General features: G+C 69.0%; 19 protein-coding genes. 5 read left to right on the forward strand and 14 right to left on the reverse strand.

Translation table 11 applies throughout. The annotated features are described in order from the left end of the window. Nucleotides 1-21 precede the first annotated feature (21 nt). From ACIOTO_RS01840 to ACIOTO_RS01855, 4 genes are all read right to left on the reverse strand, one after another. Entirely contained in the window at nucleotides 22-2,502 is a 2,481-nt protein-coding gene (locus tag ACIOTO_RS01840) for an ATP-dependent helicase (protein WP_400856163.1), read from the reverse strand. Between the two features lie 104 nt (nucleotides 2,503-2,606). After that, complete coding sequence (locus ACIOTO_RS01845; RefSeq protein ID WP_400856164.1) at nucleotides 2,607-5,720, reverse strand: lamin tail domain-containing protein; 3,114 nt, start codon at nucleotides 5,718-5,720, stop codon at nucleotides 2,607-2,609. 166 nt (nucleotides 5,721-5,886) lie between these two features. Further along, the gene (locus tag ACIOTO_RS01850) at nucleotides 5,887-6,906 is read right to left on the reverse strand and encodes an ABC transporter permease (RefSeq protein ID WP_400856166.1); all 1,020 of its coding nucleotides are present in this window, start codon (nucleotides 6,904-6,906) and stop codon (nucleotides 5,887-5,889) included. Continuing rightward, entirely contained in the window at nucleotides 6,903-7,964 is a 1,062-nt protein-coding gene (locus ACIOTO_RS01855) for an ABC transporter ATP-binding protein (protein ID WP_400856167.1), read from the reverse strand. Before ACIOTO_RS01855 ends, ACIOTO_RS01850 begins: the two co-directional genes overlap by 4 nt. An 89-nt stretch (nucleotides 7,965-8,053) precedes the next feature. Between ACIOTO_RS01855 and ACIOTO_RS01860 the strand changes: the two genes are divergently transcribed. Both ACIOTO_RS01860 and ACIOTO_RS01865 read left to right on the forward strand, forming a co-directional pair. Next, nucleotides 8,054-8,452, forward strand: a complete 399-nt coding sequence (locus ACIOTO_RS01860; protein ID WP_029262278.1) for a YccF domain-containing protein — start codon at nucleotides 8,054-8,056, stop codon at nucleotides 8,450-8,452. Between the two features lie 25 nt (nucleotides 8,453-8,477). Beyond that, a complete protein-coding gene (locus ACIOTO_RS01865) occupies nucleotides 8,478-8,939 on the forward strand; it encodes a hemerythrin domain-containing protein (RefSeq protein WP_400856169.1) in 462 nt (153 codons plus the stop codon). A 27-nt stretch (nucleotides 8,940-8,966) separates the two neighbouring features. Here ACIOTO_RS01865 and ACIOTO_RS01870 read toward each other — a convergent pair whose 3' ends face one another. Continuing rightward, a complete protein-coding gene (locus ACIOTO_RS01870; RefSeq protein ID WP_400856170.1) occupies nucleotides 8,967-9,953 on the reverse strand; it encodes a glycerophosphodiester phosphodiesterase family protein in 987 nt (328 codons plus the stop codon). An 89-nt stretch (nucleotides 9,954-10,042) separates the two neighbouring features. Here ACIOTO_RS01870 and ACIOTO_RS01875 point away from each other — a divergent pair, with 89 nt between their 5' ends. Both ACIOTO_RS01875 and ACIOTO_RS01880 read left to right on the forward strand, forming a co-directional pair. Further along, nucleotides 10,043-10,969, forward strand: coding sequence for a Bax inhibitor-1/YccA family protein (locus ACIOTO_RS01875; protein WP_091034910.1), 927 nt, complete (start codon nucleotides 10,043-10,045; stop codon nucleotides 10,967-10,969). Nucleotides 10,970-11,129: 160 nt separating this feature from the next. Then, nucleotides 11,130-11,402, forward strand: a complete 273-nt coding sequence (locus tag ACIOTO_RS01880) for a GlsB/YeaQ/YmgE family stress response membrane protein (RefSeq protein WP_017203627.1) — start codon at nucleotides 11,130-11,132, stop codon at nucleotides 11,400-11,402. A 61-nt stretch (nucleotides 11,403-11,463) separates the two neighbouring features. On the opposite strand, the gene ACIOTO_RS01885 is transcribed toward ACIOTO_RS01880, so the two are convergent. Next, complete coding sequence (locus ACIOTO_RS01885; RefSeq protein ID WP_400856172.1) at nucleotides 11,464-12,759, reverse strand: RNA polymerase sigma factor; 1,296 nt, start codon at nucleotides 12,757-12,759, stop codon at nucleotides 11,464-11,466. After that, nucleotides 12,759-13,184: a YciI family protein gene (locus ACIOTO_RS01890; protein ID WP_091034915.1), complete on the reverse strand. Its 426-nt coding sequence runs from the start codon at nucleotides 13,182-13,184 to the stop codon at nucleotides 12,759-12,761. The genes ACIOTO_RS01885 and ACIOTO_RS01890 overlap by 1 nt, the downstream gene beginning before the upstream one ends. Before the next feature lie 155 nt (nucleotides 13,185-13,339). On the opposite strand from ACIOTO_RS01890, the gene ACIOTO_RS01895 reads away from it, so the two are divergent. Further along, a complete protein-coding gene (locus ACIOTO_RS01895) occupies nucleotides 13,340-14,083 on the forward strand; it encodes a hypothetical protein (RefSeq protein ID WP_400856174.1) in 744 nt (247 codons plus the stop codon). Nucleotides 14,084-14,116: 33 nt separating this feature from the next. On the opposite strand, the gene ACIOTO_RS01900 is transcribed toward ACIOTO_RS01895, so the two are convergent. From ACIOTO_RS01900 to ACIOTO_RS01930, 7 genes are read right to left on the reverse strand one after another with little or no spacing between them, the layout of a single operon-like run. Next, nucleotides 14,117-15,502 (reverse strand): glycosyltransferase, encoded by a 1,386-nt coding sequence (locus ACIOTO_RS01900; RefSeq protein ID WP_400856175.1) that lies wholly within the window; start codon nucleotides 15,500-15,502, stop codon nucleotides 14,117-14,119. A gap of 8 nt (nucleotides 15,503-15,510) precedes the next feature. Further along, the gene (gene guaA / locus ACIOTO_RS01905; protein ID WP_105711600.1) at nucleotides 15,511-17,097 is read right to left on the reverse strand and encodes a glutamine-hydrolyzing GMP synthase; all 1,587 of its coding nucleotides are present in this window, start codon (nucleotides 17,095-17,097) and stop codon (nucleotides 15,511-15,513) included. After that, entirely contained in the window at nucleotides 17,094-17,606 is a 513-nt protein-coding gene (locus ACIOTO_RS01910) for a DUF3817 domain-containing protein (RefSeq protein WP_372468720.1), read from the reverse strand. The genes guaA and ACIOTO_RS01910 overlap by 4 nt, the downstream gene beginning before the upstream one ends. Nucleotides 17,607-17,656: 50 nt before the next feature. After that, nucleotides 17,657-18,634, reverse strand: a complete 978-nt coding sequence (locus ACIOTO_RS01915) for a class I mannose-6-phosphate isomerase (protein ID WP_400856176.1) — start codon at nucleotides 18,632-18,634, stop codon at nucleotides 17,657-17,659. Beyond that, the gene (locus ACIOTO_RS01920; protein WP_400856177.1) at nucleotides 18,631-19,839 is read right to left on the reverse strand and encodes an ADP-dependent glucokinase/phosphofructokinase; all 1,209 of its coding nucleotides are present in this window, start codon (nucleotides 19,837-19,839) and stop codon (nucleotides 18,631-18,633) included. Before ACIOTO_RS01920 ends, ACIOTO_RS01915 begins: the two co-directional genes overlap by 4 nt. Before the next feature lie 37 nt (nucleotides 19,840-19,876). Further along, nucleotides 19,877-20,740 carry a ketose-bisphosphate aldolase gene (locus ACIOTO_RS01925; RefSeq protein ID WP_091034927.1) on the reverse strand — a complete coding sequence of 288 codons (864 nt, stop codon included), beginning with the start codon at nucleotides 20,738-20,740 and terminating at the stop codon, nucleotides 19,877-19,879. A gap of 47 nt (nucleotides 20,741-20,787) precedes the next feature. Beyond that, nucleotides 20,788-21,633, reverse strand: a complete 846-nt coding sequence (locus tag ACIOTO_RS01930; RefSeq protein ID WP_091034929.1) for a carbohydrate ABC transporter permease — start codon at nucleotides 21,631-21,633, stop codon at nucleotides 20,788-20,790. Nucleotide 21,634: the final 1 nt, after the last annotated feature.

Raw genomic sequence — 21,634 nt, forward strand, 5'->3', positions numbered from 1 at the left:
TGACCGACGCGTGGCGCGAGGCTAGATCTTCTCGATCGGCGCGACCTTGATGAGCAGCTTCTTCTGCCCCGCCGAGTCGAACCGCACGTGGGCGATGCGCTTCGCGCCCTCGCCGGTCACGGCATCCACTCGTCCTTCGCCGAAGTCGACGTGACGGATGCGGTCGCCCGCGGTGAGTTCGAGGTCACCGTTGTCACGCATCTTGGCCGTGACCCGGTTGGGGAACTTGTCCATCGCGGTCGACAGCGGCTTGAGGGAGTCGCGACCGGGCAGCGCCTTGACCCCGAACCGGTCGCCCGAGCCCGAGCCCGAGCCGCCGAACCCGCCCTGGCGACGTGCGTTCAGTGCGCGCGACTGCATTCCTCCACGGGAGTTCACATCTCCGGGCGACTGCCGCCAATCGATCAGGTTCGCGGGGATCTCCTGCAGGAAGCGACTGGGCATCGCCACGGTGACCTCGCCGAACTGCGCTCTCGTCATGGCGAGCGACAGGTGCAGCCGCTTGCGCGCGCGTGTGATGCCCACGTAGAAGAGTCGTCGCTCCTCCTGCGGCCCGCCGGGCTCCCCCGCCGAGATGCGGTGTGGGATCAGGTCTTCCTCGACACCCGTGACGAAGACGGCGTCGTACTCGAGACCCTTGGCCGTGTGCATGGTCATGAGCGACACCGAACCGGACTCGTCGTCGAGGTCGTCGGCATCGGACACCAGCGCGACCTCGGTGAGGAAGTCGACGATCGTGCCCTCGGGGTTGTTGCGGGCGAAGTCGCGGGCGACGGCCACGAACTCGTCGAGGTTCTCGACACGGGCCTCGTCTTGCGGGTCGCGGCTGGCGCGCAGCGCATCGAGGTAACCGCTCTTGCCGAGCAGAACGCCCAGCCCGTCGGCCACGCTCGTGGGGGGCGGCACCTCGCCGGTGGCGGGAGTCAGGATCGCGGCCGCCTCAGTGAGGACCGCATCGAGCTGCCCGATCGCCGCCTGGATCTTCGGGCCGACACCGAGCTGACCCGGCATCGACAGCGCGTCGCGGAAGCTGATGCCGTGCTCTTCGGCGAAGCGGGCGATGGCCGTCTCGGTCACATCTCCGATGCCGCGCCGCGGCTTGTTCAGGATGCGTCGCACCGACATCTCGTCGGCCGGGTTCGCGACCGCGACCAGGTACGCCAGCGCGTCCTTGATCTCGGCGCGGTCGTAGAACTTGGTGCCGCCCATGATCTTGTAGGGCACGGCCGAGCGGATGAAGATCTCTTCCAGCGCACGGGACTGCGAGTTCGTGCGGTAGAAGACGGCCATCTCGGAGTACGGCATGCCCGCACGGTGCAGCGACTCGACCTCGTCGGCGACGAACTGCGCCTCGTCGTGCTGCGAGTAGCCGGTGAAGCCGATGATGGCGTCGCCGTCGCCCTTGTCACTCCAGAGCTTCTTGTCCTTGCGGTCGAAGTTGTTGCCGATCACCGCATTCGCGGCGGAGAGGATGTTCTGCGTCGACCGGTAGTTCTGCTCGAGCAGCACCACCCGGGCGCCGGGGAAGTCGCGTTCGAACTCACTGATGTTGCGGATGTCGGCACCGCGGAAGGCGTAGATCGACTGGTCGGAGTCGCCGACCACGGTGAGCGAGGCACCCGGCTCGCCGGCGTCTGCCGTCGGCGCCGGATCGGGCTCAAAGATCATCATGCCGTTCGAGGCATACGGGTCGGGGGCGGAACCCGCAGCACCCGACACGGGACGGGTGAGCTCATGGATCAGCGAGTACTGCGCGTGGTTCGTGTCCTGGTACTCGTCGACCAGGATGTGTCGGAAGCGTCGACGGTAGGTGTCGGCGACCTGCGGGAAAGCCCGGAACAGGTAGACGGTCTGCCCGATGAGGTCGTCGAAGTCGAAGGCGTTGGCCTTCTGCAGCTGCCGCTGGTAGTCGGCGAACACCTCGACGAAGACCCGCTCTGCCGGGTCGCTCATGTTGGCCTGGCGCGCGTAGGACTCGGCGTCGGACAGCTCGTTCTTCAGCTTGGAGATGCGCGACTGCACGGATGCCGGGGTGAGCCCGTAGGCGTCGGCCTCATGCTCCTTGACCAGGCGCTTCAGCAGCGCGCGCGAGTCGCCGGAATCATAGATCGTGAACGACTTCGTGTAGCCGAACTGCTGGGCCTCGCGGCGCAGGATGCGGACGCAGGCGGAGTGGAACGTCGAGATCCACATGCCGCGCGCGGCGTCGCCGATCAGTCCTTCGACGCGCTCCCGCATCTCGCCGGCCGCCTTGTTCGTGAACGTGATCGCGAGGATCTGGCTCGGCCAGGCTTCGCGCCCGCGGAGCAGCGAGGCGATGCGGCGGGTGAGCACGCTCGTCTTGCCCGATCCGGCGCCCGCGACGATGAGGAGTGCGGGCCCGCGATAGGTGACGGCCTCGAGCTGTTGCGGGTTCAGGCCGGCGAGGAGATCGTCCTGCCCCGGGGCCCCGGAGGAGCGGGGGCCGACGGATCCGGGGACGATGAGAGGAGCTTCGGTCATGGCCTTATGAGTCTAGGCGTCGGCACCGACACTGCGGCACGAGGATGCCCCAGCCGAGGCGGCTGCGATGGGGTGCGCGGGACGACCCGCGCACCCCATCGATCTCAGACGGTGCGCGTGCGGCGTCGGACCGCCACCCCTCCCGCGACGAGGAGCATCAGCGCCAGCGCGATCGCGGCGACGGGGAACTCGGCACCGGTCGCGGCCAGACCACCCGCTCCGTCGGCGACACGGATGTCCGCCCAGCCGAGCAACACTCCATCGGCGTCGTACACCGCGATCCGATGCGCACCCAGCGCGGCATCGGTCGGGACCGTCACGGTGATCGACCCTGCCGCGGACAGCACGCCTGTCGCGAGCTGCACCGGGTCGGAGTACATCCACACCGCGATGTCCTCTCCCGCCGCGTCCGCGCCGACGGTGACCGTGACCTTCTGACCGCGGGTGGCGACCGCGGGATCGACCGTCACGCCGTTGCGGTTGCCGTCGACCAGGTCCGTGCCGGGCAGCGGCGGATTCTGGCCACCCGGGTTCTCGCCGCCCGGGTTCTCGCCACCGGGATTCTCACCGTCGACGCCCGGAAGCGTTCCGGTGCGCAGCGACTCGGAGGCGAAGCCGTCGGCGAACCACCACACCGGACGCTGACCGTCGACCGAGAGCGAGGCCGGCGCGGTCGCGAAGCCCTCGTTGTTGATGTCGGGCATGCCGGCAGGACGCGCGTACTGGACAATGCCCGGCTGGGCGGTGCCGTTGAGGGTGATCTCGGCCGAACGACCCTGGCAGCCGTCGTCGCAGACGGCCCACAGCGTGCCGCGCACGCTGTCGTAGTCGAGAGCCATCACGCCGGCGAGCCCGGGAGCGACCTCCGAGACCAGCGTCGCGGTCCCGTCACCGCGGAGGGCGAAGGCGTACACGTGGCCGTTGTCCTCGACCGCCACCAGGAACAGTCCGCCGCCGTGGCCGGCATAGTCCGCGGGCTTGTACGCCGCGTCGGTGTTGTCATCGAAGAGCTTTCCGGCGAGCGCGGCATCCGGCACCCACTGCACGGCCTCCATGCCGAGGTTCGCCCCGACGGAGGGCAGCAGCGCGGTGAGGTCCCATTCCTGCTGGGCGACGAGGTCCCCGTCCGACGCCTCCGGGTCGACCTTCAGCACCTTGTTCTGGTTCACCCCCTTGGCACCGTTGTCGCGCTCCGAGGCCACGTACACGAAGCCGTCTCCGTCGACCGTGATGCCCTCGGTGTCCGGACCTGCGGCACCCGCATCCGCGGCGTCCTTCTGGAAGCGGACCCGCTTGCCCGCGTCCCAGCCGTCGACCTTCTCGACCGAGCCGTCGGCGTGCGCCTCGAGCTTCCAGATGCGCCCCTCGCCGTTGTCGACCGCCCAGAGGAACGCGCCGTCGGCGGTCTCCTGCACGTCGAGCCCCGAGCTGTCCTCGAGGAACGTCGGGATGCTGTCGAGCACGCGGACCTCGGCCGACCCGGGCCACGGCGAGACGGTGACCTCGCCGGCGCAGACGTTCGCGGCACCCTTCGTGGACTCTGTCGTCGCGGCGAACGCACCCGTCGTGTCGGGGCAGCGCCCCCAGGTGACGGCCGCGTGGCCCTCGCCCCAGCTGGTCTCGTCGACGAGCAGCTCGCCGTCGAACAGCCGCACCGCGTCGCCGCCGCCCAGGCCGAAGCCGAGCTGCTCGCGCTCGATCACGAGGTACTCCCCCGCGCCGATCGTGGTTCCGGCCGGGATCGAGTACGCGTGGGTGTCGTCGTCGTCCTTCACCACGATGCCCGAGACGTCGAGGGCCGCGTCGGTCGGGTTCACGAGCTCCACCCAGTCGTCGGGCGAACCGCCGTCGGACTCGACCTCGTTGAGGCGCACCGGATTGCCGCAGGCGTTGCGCAGCCCCTTGGTCGAGACCGCGACATCGACGAAGTCGCCGGAGCCGTCGGCGCAGCGCGCCAGCACGCCCGCAGCGTGGGCGGTGTAGACGTGCTCGTCGACGGAGTTGCCGTTCGCATCGCGGACCGTCACGGTGTCGCCGTTGCCGAGACCGAAGACGAAGTTCGCCGGCTGGTCGAAGACGAAGTATGCGCCCGGCTGCAACGTCGTGCCGGCCGGAAGCGGTGTGGTCTCACCCGCATGACCGCTGGGGTCGCTGTCCATGACGCTCCAGCCCGACAGATCGACGGCCGTGCTGCCGGTGTTCGCGACCTCGACCCAGTCGGTGGTGTCGCCGTTCGACTCGATCTCGTTGATCACGACGTCGGGCATGACGCACGAGTTGGCGGCTCCGGGCGTCGAATGAGCGAGCACGAACGCGCCGACACCGTCCGGGCAGCGCGCGAGCGTGGCGGCGGAGAAGTCTCCGTCGATCGCCGCGTGCCCCTCCCATGGGAGGGTGTCGTCGATCTGCGTTCCCGCCGCGTCGAACAGGCGGATGCGGTCGGCGCTGCCGATGCCGATCGGGTCGCGGAAGGCCGCCTCGGCCCCTCCGACGAGACCGATCGTGCCCTCGTCGACCACGAGGAACTCGCCTGCGCCGATCTGCGTGCCGGCCAGGAACCGCCAGCGGTGATCGTCGGAGTTGTCACGGATCTCGTAGCCCGAGATGTCGAGCGCCTCGGTTCCGGGGTTGTAGAACTCGACCCAGTCGGCGGGCTGCGAGTCGACCTCGTTGATCACGATGGATCCCGACACGGGTGCGATCGAGCAGTCGTTCGCTGCGCCGGGGGTCGCTGCCGTGGCATGCGCCCACTCGCCCGTGCCGTCGGCGCAGCGCGCCCACACCGACAGCGGCGCGGTGTTCTCGTAGGCGTAGGAGTCGGCCTCGGCGCCGCTCGGATCGAAGAGCACGGCCTCGTCGCCCTTGCCGAGACCGAACGGGAAGTCGACGTCCTTCACGAGCACGAGGAACTCACCGGGGGCGAGCGACGTGCCCTCGGGCGCCGCGCCGAAGCTGTCGCGCTTCTCGTCGGCGACCTTCCAACCGGCGAGATCGACCGTCTCGGTGCCCGCGTTGTAGATCTCGATCTGGTCGGCGAGACCGGTCGCCGCGTCGTCGTAGACGATCTCGTTGAGCACGAGGCTTGGCGCGGCCGAGACTGTCTCTGCGGGGCGGATGCCGGGATCGGCGCCGATGGCGGCGGCGGGAGTGGCGAGCAGGGCGGCGGCGCTCAGTGCGCACACCGCCGCGACCGCGGCTGCGGATTGCAGGCGGGGCATGGAGGACTCCTGGGGGTCGGCCGGCAGGCCCCAGGCGGGGCCCGACCGGACTCAGTCGGGTACCAGCCCAGACCACCGATCCCGCGTGGCCGCGAAGAATCCCTCCGGTGCACGGAAGGTGAACGGGAGGTGGCGACTTCCCGTTCCCCCTTCCGTTGCCGAATCCTCAGGCGATGCGGGTTCCCGGCGGCAGACGCTTCGCGGGCGTCCGCGTACGTGCCCATGCCCCGGCGAACAGCGAGCCGGCGATGACGATCTGCACGCCGAGTCCCACGAACCAGCTGGGCACCGACGAGTCCATGATCTCTTCCGGCGTGCGGTAGCCGCCGTTCGGGTCGCACTCGTCCCAGCGCTGTTCGAGCGGCGACTGCTGCGCGCTGCGCACGCCGAGCTTGATCTGGCCGAACAGGTCGACCGGGTACCCCTCGGCCGAGAACTCCGTGGGGGTCGCATCGGCGAGCACGACGAACGGGTTGGCCGACAGCGCCCACCAGACGTAGTCGAACCGCGGCACCTCGTAGGTGGTGCCGACCTCCCAGTCGTCGCAGATGGGGGCGCCGTTCGCGTCGTACGGGCGCGAGTACGTCGTCGCCTCGCTGCGCACGGCCATGCCGCCCAGCCCGAAGGCGATGAGCGTGCCGAAGACCAGGCCGGCGACCACGAGATACGTCGCCGCGACCGAGAACAGCGGGCGGGCGATGAGTCCGCTCAGGCCGACGCCGATGGCCGCGACCACGATGATCTCGACCGCGAGCACGAGCAGCGAGACCAGCAGCACGAGCGCATCCGCTCCCCCGCCCAGGAGCGACAGGGCGAGGAACGGCACGGCGACGAGCAGGAAGGCCCCGCCGGTCGCGATGGCGGCGAGGAGCTTGCCGAGCATGATGTCGCCGGTCGACGCCGCGGTCACCTGGACCGCGGCGAGGGTCGCCGCATCGCGGTCGCCGTTGATCGCGTTTCCGCTGAGGGTCGGCGACACCAGCACGACCAGCAGCAGCACGATGTTCACGACGATCGAATAGACGCCGGCGCCGACGAAGTCGCCCCACGAGTACACGGCGAACGCGAGTCCGGTGACCCCGAGCAGGATGAGGGCGAAGACACCCAGGAGGACGTACCAGCCGACGCTCCGCAGCCGCTGGGTCAGTTCGAGTCGGGCGATGATCCCGATGTTCGCGAGGCTCATGCTCCCTTCTCCGTTCCGGTCGGTGCTGCGGGGGCGGGTGGCGCCGGTGGCGCGGCGGGTGGTGCGGGTGGTGCGGCGGGCGAAGAGGGTGCAGGCGGTGCCGGATGCTGCGGGGTGGAAGCGGCGGCTTGCGGCAGCGGCGCATGCGACAGGTTGAGGAACGTGTGCTCCAGATCGCTCTGCGCCGGGGCGAACTCCGCTACCGGCAGGCCCGCTTCGACGAGCGTGCGCAATGACTGCGCCGCCGCATCCTCACCCGCGAATCCGACGAGTACCGCTCCGCGATCCGTGGCGAGGGAGTCGGGGGACAGACCGAGGTTCGATGCCACCTGCCAGGTGTCGGCGTTCAGACGTTCCGGCGTCGCGCCGGCCAGGCGCACGCGCCACGCGCGCACAGAGGTCTGCAGGGGAGCCGCGTCGACCACCGCTCCGGCCACGAGGAAGACGGAATCGTCGACCACCTCCTCCAGCTCCGAGAGGATGTGGCTCGAGATCAGCACCGTGCGCCCCTCGGCGGCCAGACGACGCAGCAGCTCGCGGAGTTGGACCCGCGCTTCGGGGTCGAGTCCGGATGCCGGCTCGTCGAGAAGCAGCACCTGGGGGTCGTGCACGAGGGCGCGGGCGAGGCCGAGCTTCTGCTTCTGCCCCCGCGACAGCACCTTCGCGGGCGAGTCCGCCAATTCCCCGAGCCCGACGAGCGTGAGCAGCTGCTGCGCCCGCGCGGCGGCATCCGGCTTCTCGATGCCGTACAGACGGGCGGTCGTGACGATGGTCTCCCGCGCGGTGAGCGAAGGCCAGGCGCCGAGTGCGTCGGGCATCCAGCCGAGCAGACGCCGTGCAGCGAGCGGATCGACCGACGGATCGACGCCGCCGATGCTGATCGTCCCGCTGTCCGGGGCGAGAAGTGAGGCGAGCATGAGGAGCAGCGTCGTCTTGCCCGCTCCGTTCGGCCCGACCAGTCCGGTCACGCGGTTCGGCTCGGCTCGCAGGGTGGCCCCTCGCACCGCCTGCACCGTCCCGAACGCTCTACTGACGTCTTGCACCACGATTCCGGTCATGCGGTCAGTCTGGCATCCGGACCGCCGCGCGCCCGGGACCTCGGGGCGGATGCTCAGACACCGAGCCGCACGGGTGACACAATCTCCCCATGCGCACGATCCTCAACATCATCTGGGTCATCCTGGCCGGATGGGCCCTGTTCCTCGGGTACGTCCTGGCCGGCATCCTGCTGTGCATCCCGATCATCACGATCCCGTGGGCGATCGCCTCGTTCCGTATCGCCGCCTACGCGATCTGGCCGTTCGGGCGCGAGGTCATCAGCAAGCCGACGGCCGGCGTCGGCTCGTTCCTCGGCAACGTCCTGTGGGTGATCCTCGCCGGCTGGTGGCTCGCGATCGGGCACATCGTCTCCGGCATCCTGCTGTGCGTCACGATCATCGGCATCCCGATGGGAATCGCCGACTTCAAGATGGTCCCGATCTCGCTCATGCCGCTCGGCAAGGAGATCGTCTCCACCCGTCGCGGCGCGTTCGACCGCACTCTCTGACCCGGCCGCTGCCTACACTGGGGCGATGGATGCCGCCCGCCTGATCGCCTGGGATCACGAGCTCCGCTCGGCGCACTCGCGCCTGCGCGCGGCGCTCGCCGCCACCCGTGAGGCCCTCGATCAGGGCGGCTCGGCACCCGATGCCACGTCCGAGCTCGTGCTCTACTGCATCGGCTTCTGCGCGGCTCTCGACGGCCACCACGGCGCCGAGGACCGCATGCTCTTCCCCGCGCTGCGCACGGAGCATCCCGAACTCAGTGGCGTGATCGACAAGCTCATGCAGGACCACTCGATGCTCGCCCACCTGCTCGGCTCGCTGCGCACCGCGGCGGAGCGGGGAGATGATGCGCCCACCATCGCCGGACACCTCGACGGCATCGCCGCGATCATGGAGTCGCACTTCCGGTTCGAGGAGCGCGAGATCCTCGAACCGCTGCGCGCACTCGCGCTCGACGGCGACGTGAAGACCGTCCTCGGTCCGCTCTGACGAACGGTCGGCCGGAGACGCCTCCGCTCAGCTGCGGAAGAACGCGACGCCCAGATCGGGATGGTCCACGAACACGCCGTCGACGCCCTGGCGCGCGATGACGCCCCACTCCGACTCGTAGTCCCCGAACGCCGAGCGCCCTCCCGAGCCGCGGAACTCCGGCGACAGGAACGCGTTCTCCGGCCGGCACGTCCACGTGAAGACCGCGAGGCCGCGCGCATGCGCATCCGCGACGATCGTGTTGCCGCGGTCGAGCAGCATCTTCTTGTTGACGCTGATGCCGTCGACACGTCCGACGAGGCCGTCGAGCCCCTGCGGGGTGACGGTCGCCCTGTACGTGAGCGCCTGCTTGCCCTCGGCCACCAGCCGGTCGTACGGGCGACCGGTCGCCTCGATCAGGTAGATGTACGACGCCGCGACGCCGCGCTCCCGCAGCTGCCCGAGCACCGTCGACTCGAAGCACTCGATCACCAGTGGCAGCTCTCCTTCGGCCCACCCCGCATCCCGCAGCTCACGCTCGATCAGCGGAGCCAGGTCGAGGCCGATGCTCGCGAAGTAGGTGGCGTGCTTGACCTCGAGCACCACGCCGATCTCCCGCCCGTGCTCGGTCGAACCGTCACGCACGATGTCGAGCACGTCACGCAGGCGGAGGATGGCCTGCGAGTCATCGAAGCTCGCGCTCGAGACCCGCACTTCGGGCAGCCGCTCCCGCCCGCGCAGGGTCGACAGCTCCGCCCAGGTGAAGTCCTCGGTGAACCAGCCGGTCAGCGCCTGTCCGTCGACACGCTTGGTCGTCTTGCGATCGGCGAACTCCGGATGCAGGGCGACGTCGGTCGTTCCCGAGATCTCGTTCTCGTGCCGCACGACGAGGACACCGTCCTTCGTCGCGACGACGTCGGGTTCCACGGCATCCACGCCCATCGCGAGCGCCAGTTCGTAGGAGGAGCGACTGTGCTCCGGGCGATAGCCGGGCGCACCGCGGTGCCCGATGACGAGGGGTGATTTCCTGGGCACGCTCTCAGCGTAGAACACGCCCGGAGCGGCACCACCCGAGTATCGTGGAGGCAAGAGACCTACAACCCCCTTTGGAGTGAGGCCCACCAATGAGCAACTTCGCTTTCAACAACCCTGCTTTCCAGCAGCAGGACCCGCGCAACGTCGCGACCTACCCGGGCGGACCTCAGGCTGCTCAGGGCGCGCAGAACGCCTCGCTCCAGCACGGGGCGATGGATGTCGCGGCCAACGCGCAGCTCGAGGGCATGTACGCCGCCCCGCCTGCCGGTGCGATCGAGACCGACCGGATGTCCGTCGAGGACACCGTCTGGAAGACCGCCGGCCTGTTCGCCATCCTGCTCGTCACCGCAGCCATCGGCTGGGTGTGGACGCTCGGTGGGATCGACGCTCCGCCGTACAACCCCCAGAACCCGGCGCCCGTCAACATGATGCCGTGGATCATCGGTGCGCTCGGCGGCTTCGTGCTCGCGATGGTCATCACCTTCACCTCACGCAAGAAGGTGCGCCCCGCGCTCATCTTCGGCTACGCCGCGCTCGAGGGCCTCTTCATCGGTGGCATCTCGGCGTTCTTCGAGGTCATCTACCCCGGCATCGTGTTCCAGGCCACCCTCGCGACCGTCTCGGTCGTCGGCGTGACCCTGGCCCTCTTCGCAAGCGGCAAGATCCGCGCGTCGAAGAAGGCGACCAAGATCTTCATGATCGCCATGATGGGCTACCTCGTCTTCTCGCTGCTGAACCTCGTCCTCATGTGGACCGGCGTCCTGCCGCAGGATCAGGCGTTCGGCATGCTCAGCGCCACCATCATGGGTATCCCGCTCGGCGTCATCATCGGCGTCCTCGTCGTGATCATGGCCGCGTACTCGCTGGTGCTCGACTTCGACCAGATCCAGCAGGGCGTCCGCAACGGCGCTCCCCGCCAGTACGGCTGGCTCGGTGCCTTCGGCATCATGGTCACGGTCGTCTGGCTCTACGTCGAGATCCTGCGCATCATCGCGATCGTCCGCGGCAACAACTGACGCGAACCGCAGTACGAAAGGCCCGTCTCCCTTGCGGAGGCGGGCCTTTTGGCACATCCGGGGAGGTGCGCGCAAGGGGTTGTCGTGCGGTCGCGAAGACCGGCAGTGTGGGTGTTACGAGCCCTGGCCCCCCGGGGCTCCCGACACATAGGAGCTGACCATGAGTTTTCTCGGCTTTCTTCTCCTCGGCCTCATCGCCGGGGCCATCGCCAAGCTGATCCTGCCCGGCAAGCAGGGTGGCGGGTGGTTCATCACCCTCCTTCTCGGTGTCGTCGGCGCCCTGCTCGGCGGCTGGCTCGGCAGCCTGATCCTCAACCGCCCGCTGACCGAGTTCTGGGATCTGGGCACCTGGCTCCTCGCCATCGCCGGTTCGATCATCGTCCTGCTGATCTACGGCTTGATCGCGGGTCGCGGTCAGAAGGTCAACGACTGACGCTCCCGCATCCTCGACGCCCGTCCCCTTCGGCAGCCTCGCGCTTCCCGAAGGGGGCGGGTCATTTTTCTGCGCCGGCGGCTTTCCGCTCGAGCAGCGACCGTTCGCGATCGTTGCCCGCGAGGCCGGCGGCGACCGCGAACTCGCTCCGTGCCTCCTCTTCGCGCCCGAGCCGCCGCAGCAACTCCCCCCGGGTCGCGGGCAGCAGGTGGTACCCGCGCAGCGCTCCCGCGCTCGAGAGCTGATCGATGATGCGCAACGCGGATGCCGGACCGGTCGCCATCGCGACAGCCGCGGCACGGTTGAGCTCCACGACCGGCGAGGGGGCTATCCGTCCGAGCGCCTCGTAGAGCAGCACGATGCGGTCCCAATCGGTGTCGTCGACGGATGCCGCCACGGCATGACACTCGGCGATCGCGGCCTGCAGGCAGTAGGCACCGCGACCGCGACCGAGCGCGTCGGCCGTCGCCAGCGCCGCTCGACCGCGGGCGATGCGCCCGTGATCCCACCGCCCACGGTCTTGATCGGCGAGCAGCACGGGATCGCCGTTCCGGTCCACGCGCGCGGCGAACCGCGCCGCGGTGAGCTCCATCAACGCGAGCAGGCCGTGCACCTCGGGCTCACGCGGCATCAGCGCCGCGAGCACCCGGCCCAGACGAATGGCCTCGTCGCTGAGCTCGGGCCGCATCCATTCCGGGCCGCTGCTCGCCGCATGCGCCTCGTTGAAGATGAGGTACAGCACGCCGAGGATGGCACTCAGACGCGCGGTGTGCTCCTCGCGGGGCGGCACCTCGAAGGGCGCGTTCGCCGCGGCGAGCGTCTTCTTCGCCCGCACGATCCGCTGCTGCACGGTCGCCGTCGGCACGAGAAAGGCGCGGGCGATCTCCTCGCTCGACAGACCGCCGACCACCCGCAGCGTCAGGGCGACCTGCGCCTCCTTCGACAGCACCGGGTGGCAGGCGATGAAGATCAGACGCAGCACGTCGTCGTCGACCGCATCCGGTTCCCACAGCACGTCCGGCGCCTCGGCCTGCTCCCGCTCCAGGTCGTGCGCGAGGGCGGCGACCCGGGCATCCAGGCGCTCCGCGCGGCGCCACCCGTCGATCGCCTTGCGCTTCGCGACCGCCGTGAGCCAGGCCCCCGCGTTGCGCGGTACGCCCTCGACCGGCCACTGCCGGAGCGCATCGACCAGCGCCTCTTGGGCGAGGTCCTCCGCGAGTCCGAAGTCGCCGACCATTCGGGTGAGCGCCCCCACGATGCGCGCGGACTCGATGCGCCACACCGCGGCGACCGCACGCTCCGCCGACCCGTCCTCGGGGGCGGAGCGCGCCGTCTCGTCGTTCGCGGATCCGTCCATCACTGCTGGGCGCGCTGTGCCGCTTCCTCGCGCCAGCCGGCTTCCTTCTCGATCCACTCGTTGTCGGCCGGGAAGTCCTCCACACCGGTGACACGACGTACTTCGAGGAACGATCCGGCGCCGAGGGGTGCGCGGCTCGCCCATTCGGCGGCTTCCTCGCGGGACGAGACCTCGACGATCCAGAAGCCGTTGAACAGCTCTTTGGTCTCGCCGTAGGGGCCGTCGGTGATGAGCGGCTTCTCGGCGCTGAAGTCGACGACGAATCCCTCGGCGGCGTCGGTCAGACCCTCGCCCGCGACCAGCACGCCGGCCTTGATCATCGACTCGTTGTACTTGCCCATGGCCTCGATGACCTGCTCGAAGGGCATCTCCTTGTATGCCTCGACGGCGGTGTCGTCTGCGCGCATGATGAGCATGAACTTCATGATGTTCTCCTTGTTCGAAGGGCCGTCTCTCGACCCTCTCATTCCAGACGTCGAACGGGAATGCCGCGGATCGACATCGGCGAGGAAAATCCTCCGGCGAGTTTTCGCACACCGAGCGACGCGACGGGTTTCCGGCTGACCGCTACGCTCGGCTCATGGCCGACTTTGAGAACCTCGTTCCACCGCATGAGCCCGCAGAAGACACCCTCACGACGGTCATCGGCATGGGGATCGACACCATCCCGCTGATCGGACAGGCAGCGGGGCGTCTGCTCGACCATGCCATCGCGGCCCGCGCGGCACAGAGGCGTCACGAATTTGATCTGGCCATCGTCTCCGAGTTGCGACGCCTCGCGGAAGACCAAGGGCTGGATGCGCTCACAGTTGCCGATGTGGTGGCTTCCGACGAGTTTCTCGCCACACTTGCCCGCACCCAGCGCGAAGCGGCGGAGACCGCCAGCGAATCACGAAGACGACGACTCGCGCTCGCAGCCGTCGGTCCCTTGAAACGAGGTGCGCCCGCCCGCGTCGAGCGTGCAGATTTCCTCCGCCTCGTGGTTGAACTCGACGAGCTGCACATCTGGCTGCTGAATTTCTTCGCCGACCCGGCGGGGTGGCTCACCGCGCACCACATCCGAGTGTCGATCACCGGTGGCTCACCAATGACCGTGCTCACGCATATCGTTCCCGAGCTCCGCTCCCGTGATATCGCGATAATCGAGACGGCTTTGACGACTCTGGAGCAGCACGAGCTGGCCAGCGTCTCGCTCCGCACAGCGACGCTTCGTGTCCTCCTTCAGCCGGGCATCTCCGAGCGCGGCCGCCGTTTCCTCGACTATCTCGGTGAGGGGCCCTCTGTGGAGGCGAAACTCCCCTCTGGCTTCGAGCAGAGCAGCTGAAATCGCGACCGGACCGTTGTAAGGCGCGCAGGCTCAGCGACGCGGCGGGGCTGCGACCGCGGCCTGGATGACTGCAGTGAGGGCGTCGAGCGAGCGCTCCGGGCTCCACGCCGCAGCGACCGTCGGGGCCTCGGCGCTCAGCGCCGCGAGCCGATCCGGGTCGGTCAGCAGTGAACGGATCGCGTCTCCCAGCGCCTCGATGTCGCCGTCCGGGACCAGCACTCCCCCACCGGCGCCGAGGACGTCGCGGATGCCGTAGCGCACGTCGTACGAGACCACGGGGGTGCCGTGGAGGAGCGATTCGACCACACCGAGCGGCTGCCCCTCGAACGCCGTCGACGTGACGAGGAGCGATGCGCGATCGAGGACGGTGCCGGGGGTCTGCGTGTAGCCGGCGAGGACGACACGGTCCCCCGCCGCGAGTTCCTCGATCAGCGCCTGCAGTCGTCCCTGCTCGGGGCCACCACCCCAGATCTCCATCCGGGTGCCCGGCACGTCGGCCGCGAGGAACGCGCGGATCGCATGGTCGACGCGCTTCCCGGGTGCGAGGCGTCCGAGCATGATCACGAGGCCGTCCTCGCGCAGGTCGTCGCGGGCCTCCACCGGAGCGATGGGATTCGGCACCACGACGTGCGACGCCGCGTCCCCGAACCGGGCCACCACATCGTCACGCTGCGTGGCGGTGGGCCAGATCACGGCGTCGAAGCGGTCGGCCAGGCGGAACCACCGGGTCCAGAGCGTGTTCATCGACGCATCCGGCGTGTAGGGCTCCTCGACGTGCATCGTGTGAATGGTGTGAACGATGCGCACCCGCGGATCCGACCAGTCCGCGATGAGCTCGCCCAGCTGGCGGGACTCGCAGATCACGACGATGCGACGGTCACCGAACGCGGCCGCCACATGATCGAGCCACGCGCGGTAGAGACCGCGGAAACCGTGCAGCGCGCCGGCGACCTCGCCGGCGCCGTCGTAGACCAGGACCGGCTCCGCGGTGAGGTGCCAGTCGGGGTTGCCCGGGATGACCGGGAGCGCCGCGAACGGGCGCCCGTCGGCATCGGTCAGCACACGGTACTCGACGTCGGGGTCGGCGGTGACGGCGGCGTCCGCTGCCGCACGCAGCCATCCGGCCGCTCCCCCGTCGGACGCGACGGCTTCATCGAAGAGGTTGCGCATCCGCGACGGGACGGTGAGCGCCCCCTGTTCCGCGAACGTCCTGCGGTGGGCAGCGTGATCGGCCGCGGTTCCCGGGTCGAACGTCAGGAGCTGCGGGCCGGCCCCCTCGGCGACGCCGGCACCGGCCAGCTGCCGGGCGCGCGCGAGCGTCGCGATCGTGTACCCGCCGTCCAGACCCGGGATCAACCGGCTGGACAGCACCAGGTACTCGGCGTCGGGCAGAGCCGGCGCCGCATCGGGGAGCATGGCGCTCCCTACTCCCACTCGATCGTCCCCGGCGGCTTCGACGTGACGTCGAGCACGACGCGGTTGACGTCACGGACGCCGTTCGTGATGCGGTTCGAGATCTTCGACAGCACGTCGTACGGCAGACGCGTCCAGTCCGCCGTCATGGCGTCTTCGCTCGACACGGGGCGCAGCACGATCGGGTGACCGTAGGTGCGGCCGTCGCCCTGCACGCCCACCGAGCGCACGTCGGCCAGCAGCACGACGGGGCACTGCCAGATCTCCTGGTCGAGACCCGCCTTCGTCAGCTCTTCGCGGGCGATGGCGTCGGCCTCACGCAGAATCTCGAGACGGTCAGCGGTGACCTCACCGATGATCCGGATGCCGAGACCGGGCCCCGGAAACGGCTGACGTCCGACGATGGCCTCGGGGATTCCCAGCTCGCGGCCGATCGCTCGCACCTCGTCCTTGAACAGCGCGCGCAGCGGCTCGATCAGCTCGAAGTCGAGGTCGTCGGGAAGGCCGCCCACGTTGTGGTGCGACTTGATGTTCGCGGTGCCCGCACCGCCGCCGGACTCGACGACGTCGGGGTAGAGCGTGCCCTGCACGAGGAACTTCACCGGAGCGCCGCCCGAAGCCTTCGCCTCGGCGACGAGGTCGAGCTGCACCTTCTCGAACGCGCGGATGAACTCGCGGCCGATGATCTTGCGCTTCTCCTCCGGGTCGGTCACTCCCTCGAGGTGGCCGAGGAAGGTCTCTGCCGCGTCGACGGTGATGAGACGCACACCGGTGGACTCGACGTAGTCGTTCTCGACCTGCTCGCGCTCGCCCTTGCGGAGGAGGCCATGGTCGACGAAGACGGCGGTCAGCTGGTCGCCGATCGCCTTGTGCACGAGTGCCGTGGAGACCGCGGAGTCGACGCCGCCGGAGAGAGCGGAGATGACACGGGCGTCACCGACCTGCTCGCGGATGCGCTCGATCTGCTCGGCGATCACGTTGCCGCTGTTCCAGTCGGAGGCGAGCCCCGCACCCTTGTGCAGGAAGTTCTCGATCACGCGCTGGCCGTGGTCGGAGTGCTTGACCTCGGGGTGCCACTGCACGCCGTAGAACCCGCGCTCCTCGTTCGCGAACGCCGCGACCTTCGTGGCCTCGGTCGTGGCGAGCACGTCGAAGCCCTCCGGCGCCGTGGCGACCTGGTCACCGTGGCTCATCCACACGTTCTGCTCCGCCGGCTGACCGCCGAGCAGCGTGCCGCCGTCGCCGGAGATCGCGGCATCCGTCGCGCCGTACTCGCGCAGTCCGGTGTGCGCGACCTCGCCGCCGAGCGTCTGGGCCATGTACTGGAAGCCGTAGCAGATGCCGAGCGTCGGGACGCCGAGGTCGAAGACCGCCGGGTCGAGCTTCGGCGCGCCCTCCTCGTACACGGACGAGGGCCCGCCGGAGAGGATGATCGCGACGGGGTTCTTGGCGGCGATCTCCTCGGCCGTGGCGGTGTGCGGCACGATCTCGCTGTACACACCCGCTTCGCGGACTCGACGGGCGATCAGCTGCGCGTACTGCGCGCCGAAGTCGACGACGAGCGCAGGACGCTGCTGGGTCTCGGACTGTTCGGTCAACGGACACCTTCCGGGGCGGGGGTGGAGGCCTCGGCGGCCTCTCGGGTGGCGAGATAGGTCTTGACCTCACGGGCGACGACCGCCTCCATGAAGAACGACAGCAGCGGGATGACACCGCCGAGCGCGAGGAGGATGAAGCGCGGGAAGCGCCAGCGCATCAGGCTCCACATGCGGAAGCACGCGAAGAGGTAGACGACGTAGAACCAGCCGTGCGCCACCAGGATGAACAGCGAGAGGTTGAACCCGTCGCCCAGCGAGGTCATCTCGCAGGAGTTGGTCATCGGGGCGAACAGCGACCACCACTGGCAGTCGGGGCCGGCGAGCACGCCGGCGAACCAGAGCGGTCCTCCGGAGCCTCCCATGAAGAGCTCGAGGTGGATCGGCGTGTACTTCAGCACCATCTCGGTCAGCAGCAGGAGCAGCATGACTCCTGTGATGATCGACGCGATCTGGTAGAACTTCAGCGCACCGCGGATCGCCGGAAAGCTGGCGACTTTCGGTTCGGGCATGTGTCCAGTCTAGCCGCCGGGATTCGCCGCTCGATCCCGCGCGATCGGCCTCACGACGCCGGGGGCCGCGCGATCAGGAGCTCGGCGTCGCCGCTGATCTCGATCCTGCCGGCGGCGGCCGGGATGAGGACTGCGGCGCCGGTCGGCAGCACCTCGCCACGGAGGTCGACGGTGCCGTCGGAGACGATCACGATCGCGAACCCGGTTTCGATGACCGACGGTCCGTGCACCGGACGCCGCTCGAGTCGGAAGTACCGATCCGCCGCGCGCGGGAAGACCGAACCTGACCGCGGCGCCGGATGCACGAGGGCGGCGAGCTCCGCCGGGCTTCGCGCGGCGGTCGTGACGGCGGCGAGTGCGAGATCGAAGCCCAGACCGAGGTGTCCCTCGCCGGGGCCGTCGATGGCGAAGCCGTCCCACTCCAGCAGGATCGACAGGTCCTCCGGCTGCTGCAGTTCGAGCAGCAGCACCCCGGCACCGATCGCGTGGAGCTCACCCGGTGGCACCCAGACGACATCGCCGGGGCGGACCTCGACCTCGTGCAGCAGGCCGAGGAGCGCCGCCACGTCCTGGCGCGAGACCAGGTCTGCGAGCGCCTCGACCGTCGTCTCCTCGCGTAACCCGACGTGCACGGTCCCTCCCTCGAGGATGAACCAGGCCTCCGCCTTGCCATGCGCGCGGCCGAGATGCGAAGCGGCGAAATCGTCGTGCGGGTGCGCGTGCACGGGAAGCCGCTGTCCCGCGTCGAGGAGCTTCACCAGCAGACGCGTGTCCGCTCCCCACCGCTCGGCATGCACGGACCCGAGCCACGACACGGGATCCTCGGCGATCGCATCGCGCAGGACCCTCCCGTCCGGGAGCGTCGTCAGCCCGAGCACCTGCTCGCCGCGGATCGTCGTGGTCGATCCGACCCAGTCCTCGGGCTCACGCGGTGCGGATTCGCGCTCCCCGCGGAAGGCAGAGATGCGGGCACCGCCGCGGTAGAAGCGTTCGGCCGGACGGTTCGACGCGAGCCGGATCGGTTTCACGGGTACTCTCCGTCCTGGGCATGGGCGGCGAGGAACCCGCCCACGAAGGTGTCACCGAGGCCGATCGTGGTCGGGTGTTCGACCTCGAGGGCGAATGCCGGGACGCCGACGGCATCCGGCACGGCCGCCGTGACGGCAGCGACGAGGGTGGCTCCCTTCCCGTGCCGGGGTATCCGGGCCGTCTCGGCTGCCTGCGCCGCCGTGAATCCGTCACCGAGCCGATAGCGGGTGGCCGCCACGCGCACGGCGCTCTCCAACGCGGCACGGTGGCGGTCGGCCTCGGCTCCGATGGCGAGCGCCCAGTACCGCGTATGCACGACCAGCGCGGGGACGGGGATGATCCGACGGACGTCGGCCAGGGCGCGGACCACGTCTGCCGGATCGAGCAGGTCCACCGGCCGCCCGACGTACTCCTGCAGTTCGTCCTCGTTCATGCCGTACACGTCGATGCCGGGGAGGAGCCGGATGCGTACCGTCTCCGCGAAGGCGCGCGTGTAGAAGCCGGCGTCCTCGTAGTAGACCAGCGCATCCTCGGGCAGCCGGAGCATCGCCTCCTGGAGTTGCTCCAGACGCTGCTCGAGCAGGGCATGGTCCTGCATGGTGTTGAAGCCGGAGACGAGGAGCACGGAGGCGGTGGCCAGCGTCTCCCCCAGCTCGGCCGCGAGCCGCATCTCACGGTTCGGCGGATCGTTGGCGAAGATCAGCCGATTGGGTCCCGGCGAGAAGACATCGCCGTCGTGCAGTCGTATGCGTGCACCGGCCGGATACTGCACGATCAGGTGCGGATCCAGGGTGTCCTGCGTCGCCGAGCACACGAAGGACACCCCGGGAGGCAGCAGCCGGCGCACATTGTCGTCGATGCTCACCAGATGCTGGATGCTGGGGATTCCCAAGCTGTCCAGGACGAGCCCGGCCCGCACGCCGGTGCCGCCCAGGGTCACGGCGTACTCGAAGTGCGAGGAGAACGCCTCGATCACATCGGATGATGCGACGAAGCGCTCCGCGCCCGTACCGTCATCGACGAGGGCGAGGACGGCGACCAGGAGCGATCGCTCGTCGACGATGGGCGCCGTCGAGGTCAGCTCCTGCCGCCGCACGTGGTGCGCGGCGGCCAGCCGTTCGAGTACGGCGGCATCCCACCGCAGTTCGTAGTCGACCGTTCCCCCGAGCCCGAGTACGAGCCGCCTGTCCTCGCCAGCGCTCATCCGCCGATCGCCCTCCCCTTCGAGATCTGCCGTCCGGTCAGTACAGGTCGGCCTTGCCGTCTGCGCCGAACAGCTCGATCTTCTCAGCCGCCGTGGCCTTCAGTGCGGCCATCGGCTCGGGCTGGATCGCGTTCGGCTCGCGCAGGCGCTCGTCGGTGCCGAGGATCTCGCGCATGCGGTTGTGGTACGAGACCTTGATGTCGCTGGAGATGTTGATCTTGTTGATACCGAGCTCGACCGCGCGGCGCAGCTCGGAGTCGGGGTTCGCCGATCCGCCGTGCAGCACCAGGGGGATGCCGACCGCGGCCTTGATCTCCTGCAGGAGGTCGTGACGGAGCTCCGGGTTCTTCTCTGCCGGGTACAGCCCGTGCGAGGTGCCGATCGCGATGGCGAGGCTGTCGACGCCGGTCTCCGCGACGAAACGCACGGCGTCTGCCGGGTTCGTGTAGATGATCTCGGCGGCGCCCGACTCGCCGTAGCTGTCGTTGGCGCCGATCGTGCCGAGCTCGCCCTCGACCTGGATGCCGACCGCGTGGGCGGCATCGACGACCTTTCGAGTGAGGGCGACGTTTTCGTCGAACGGCAGCAGGGAGGCGTCGATCATGACCGAGGTGAAGCCCGCCTTGATCGCGGTGATCATCTGCTCGTAGCTGCCGCCGTGGTCCCAGTGGATGGCGACGGGGACGCTCGAACGGTGCGCACGGGAGTGCATCGCGGCGATCAGGTCGGTGGTGATGTGCGAGACCTCGTCGGGGTGGATCGCGATGATGACCGGGGCGGCCTTCTCCTCGCTGATGTCCATGACGCCGTTGAACATCGCCCAGTCGCTGATGTTGAACGCGGGGATCGCGAAGTTGTTCGCGTTCGCGACGTCGAGGATGGATTTGCCGGTGTAGAGCACTTGTATCTCCTGTTTCGTGGTGGTCGGAGCCCCGGACGGGACGTCGTTCAGCTCTTCACGGACCCGGCCGTGAGGCCGCTGATGAAGTACCGCTGGAAGAAGAGGAAGAGGATGAGCACGGGGATCGACCCGAGCACGCTCATGGCCATGATCTGGTTCCACTCGTAGGAGTGCTGGCCCATGAGGAGCTGGATGCCGATCGGCACGGTGCGCATGTCGATCGTGCGCGTGAGCGTCAGCGCGAACAGGTACTCGTTCCACGCGATCATGAAGGTGTAGATGCCGACCGAGACGATGCCGGGCACCGAGATCGGCACCAGGATGCGCCAGAGGGCCGTCATGGATCCGGCACCGTCGACCCGCACGGCCTCGTCGAGCTCCTTCGGGAGCGTGTTGAAGTAGCCGGTCATCATGATGATCGCGTAGGGCAGGGTGAACACCATGTAGGTGAGGATCAGCCCCGCGTACGAGTTGTAGAGGCCCAGCCCGACCATGAGCCCGAAGTACGGGATGAGCAGAGTGATGGGCGGCACCGCCTGCACGCTCACGATCACCACGTTCAGGATCCGCTTGCCCCGGAACTCGAAACGGCTGAACGCATAGGCGGCCTGGATCGCGACGATCAGCGTGAGCACGGTGACGGAGCCGGCCACGATGTAGCTGTTCAGGAAGAACCGCATCGTCTCGGCATTCGTGAAGATCGCGACGTAGGCGTCGAACGAGAACGTGTCGGTCAGCAGCCGCGGCGGCAGTTCGAAGATCTGCGTGTTCGACTTGAACGAGCTGGACAGCATCCACAGCACGGGCCCCGCGGCGAAGACCGCGCCGATGAGGAGTCCGATCATGAGGCCGGTCTTGCCGACCCGACGCTGGTTGCGGGCGGTGAGAGCCATG

Origin of the sequence: Microbacterium sp. NPDC087592 (genome assembly GCF_044743585.1) — a bacterium.
Taxonomy (GTDB): domain Bacteria; phylum Actinomycetota; class Actinomycetes; order Actinomycetales; family Microbacteriaceae; genus Microbacterium.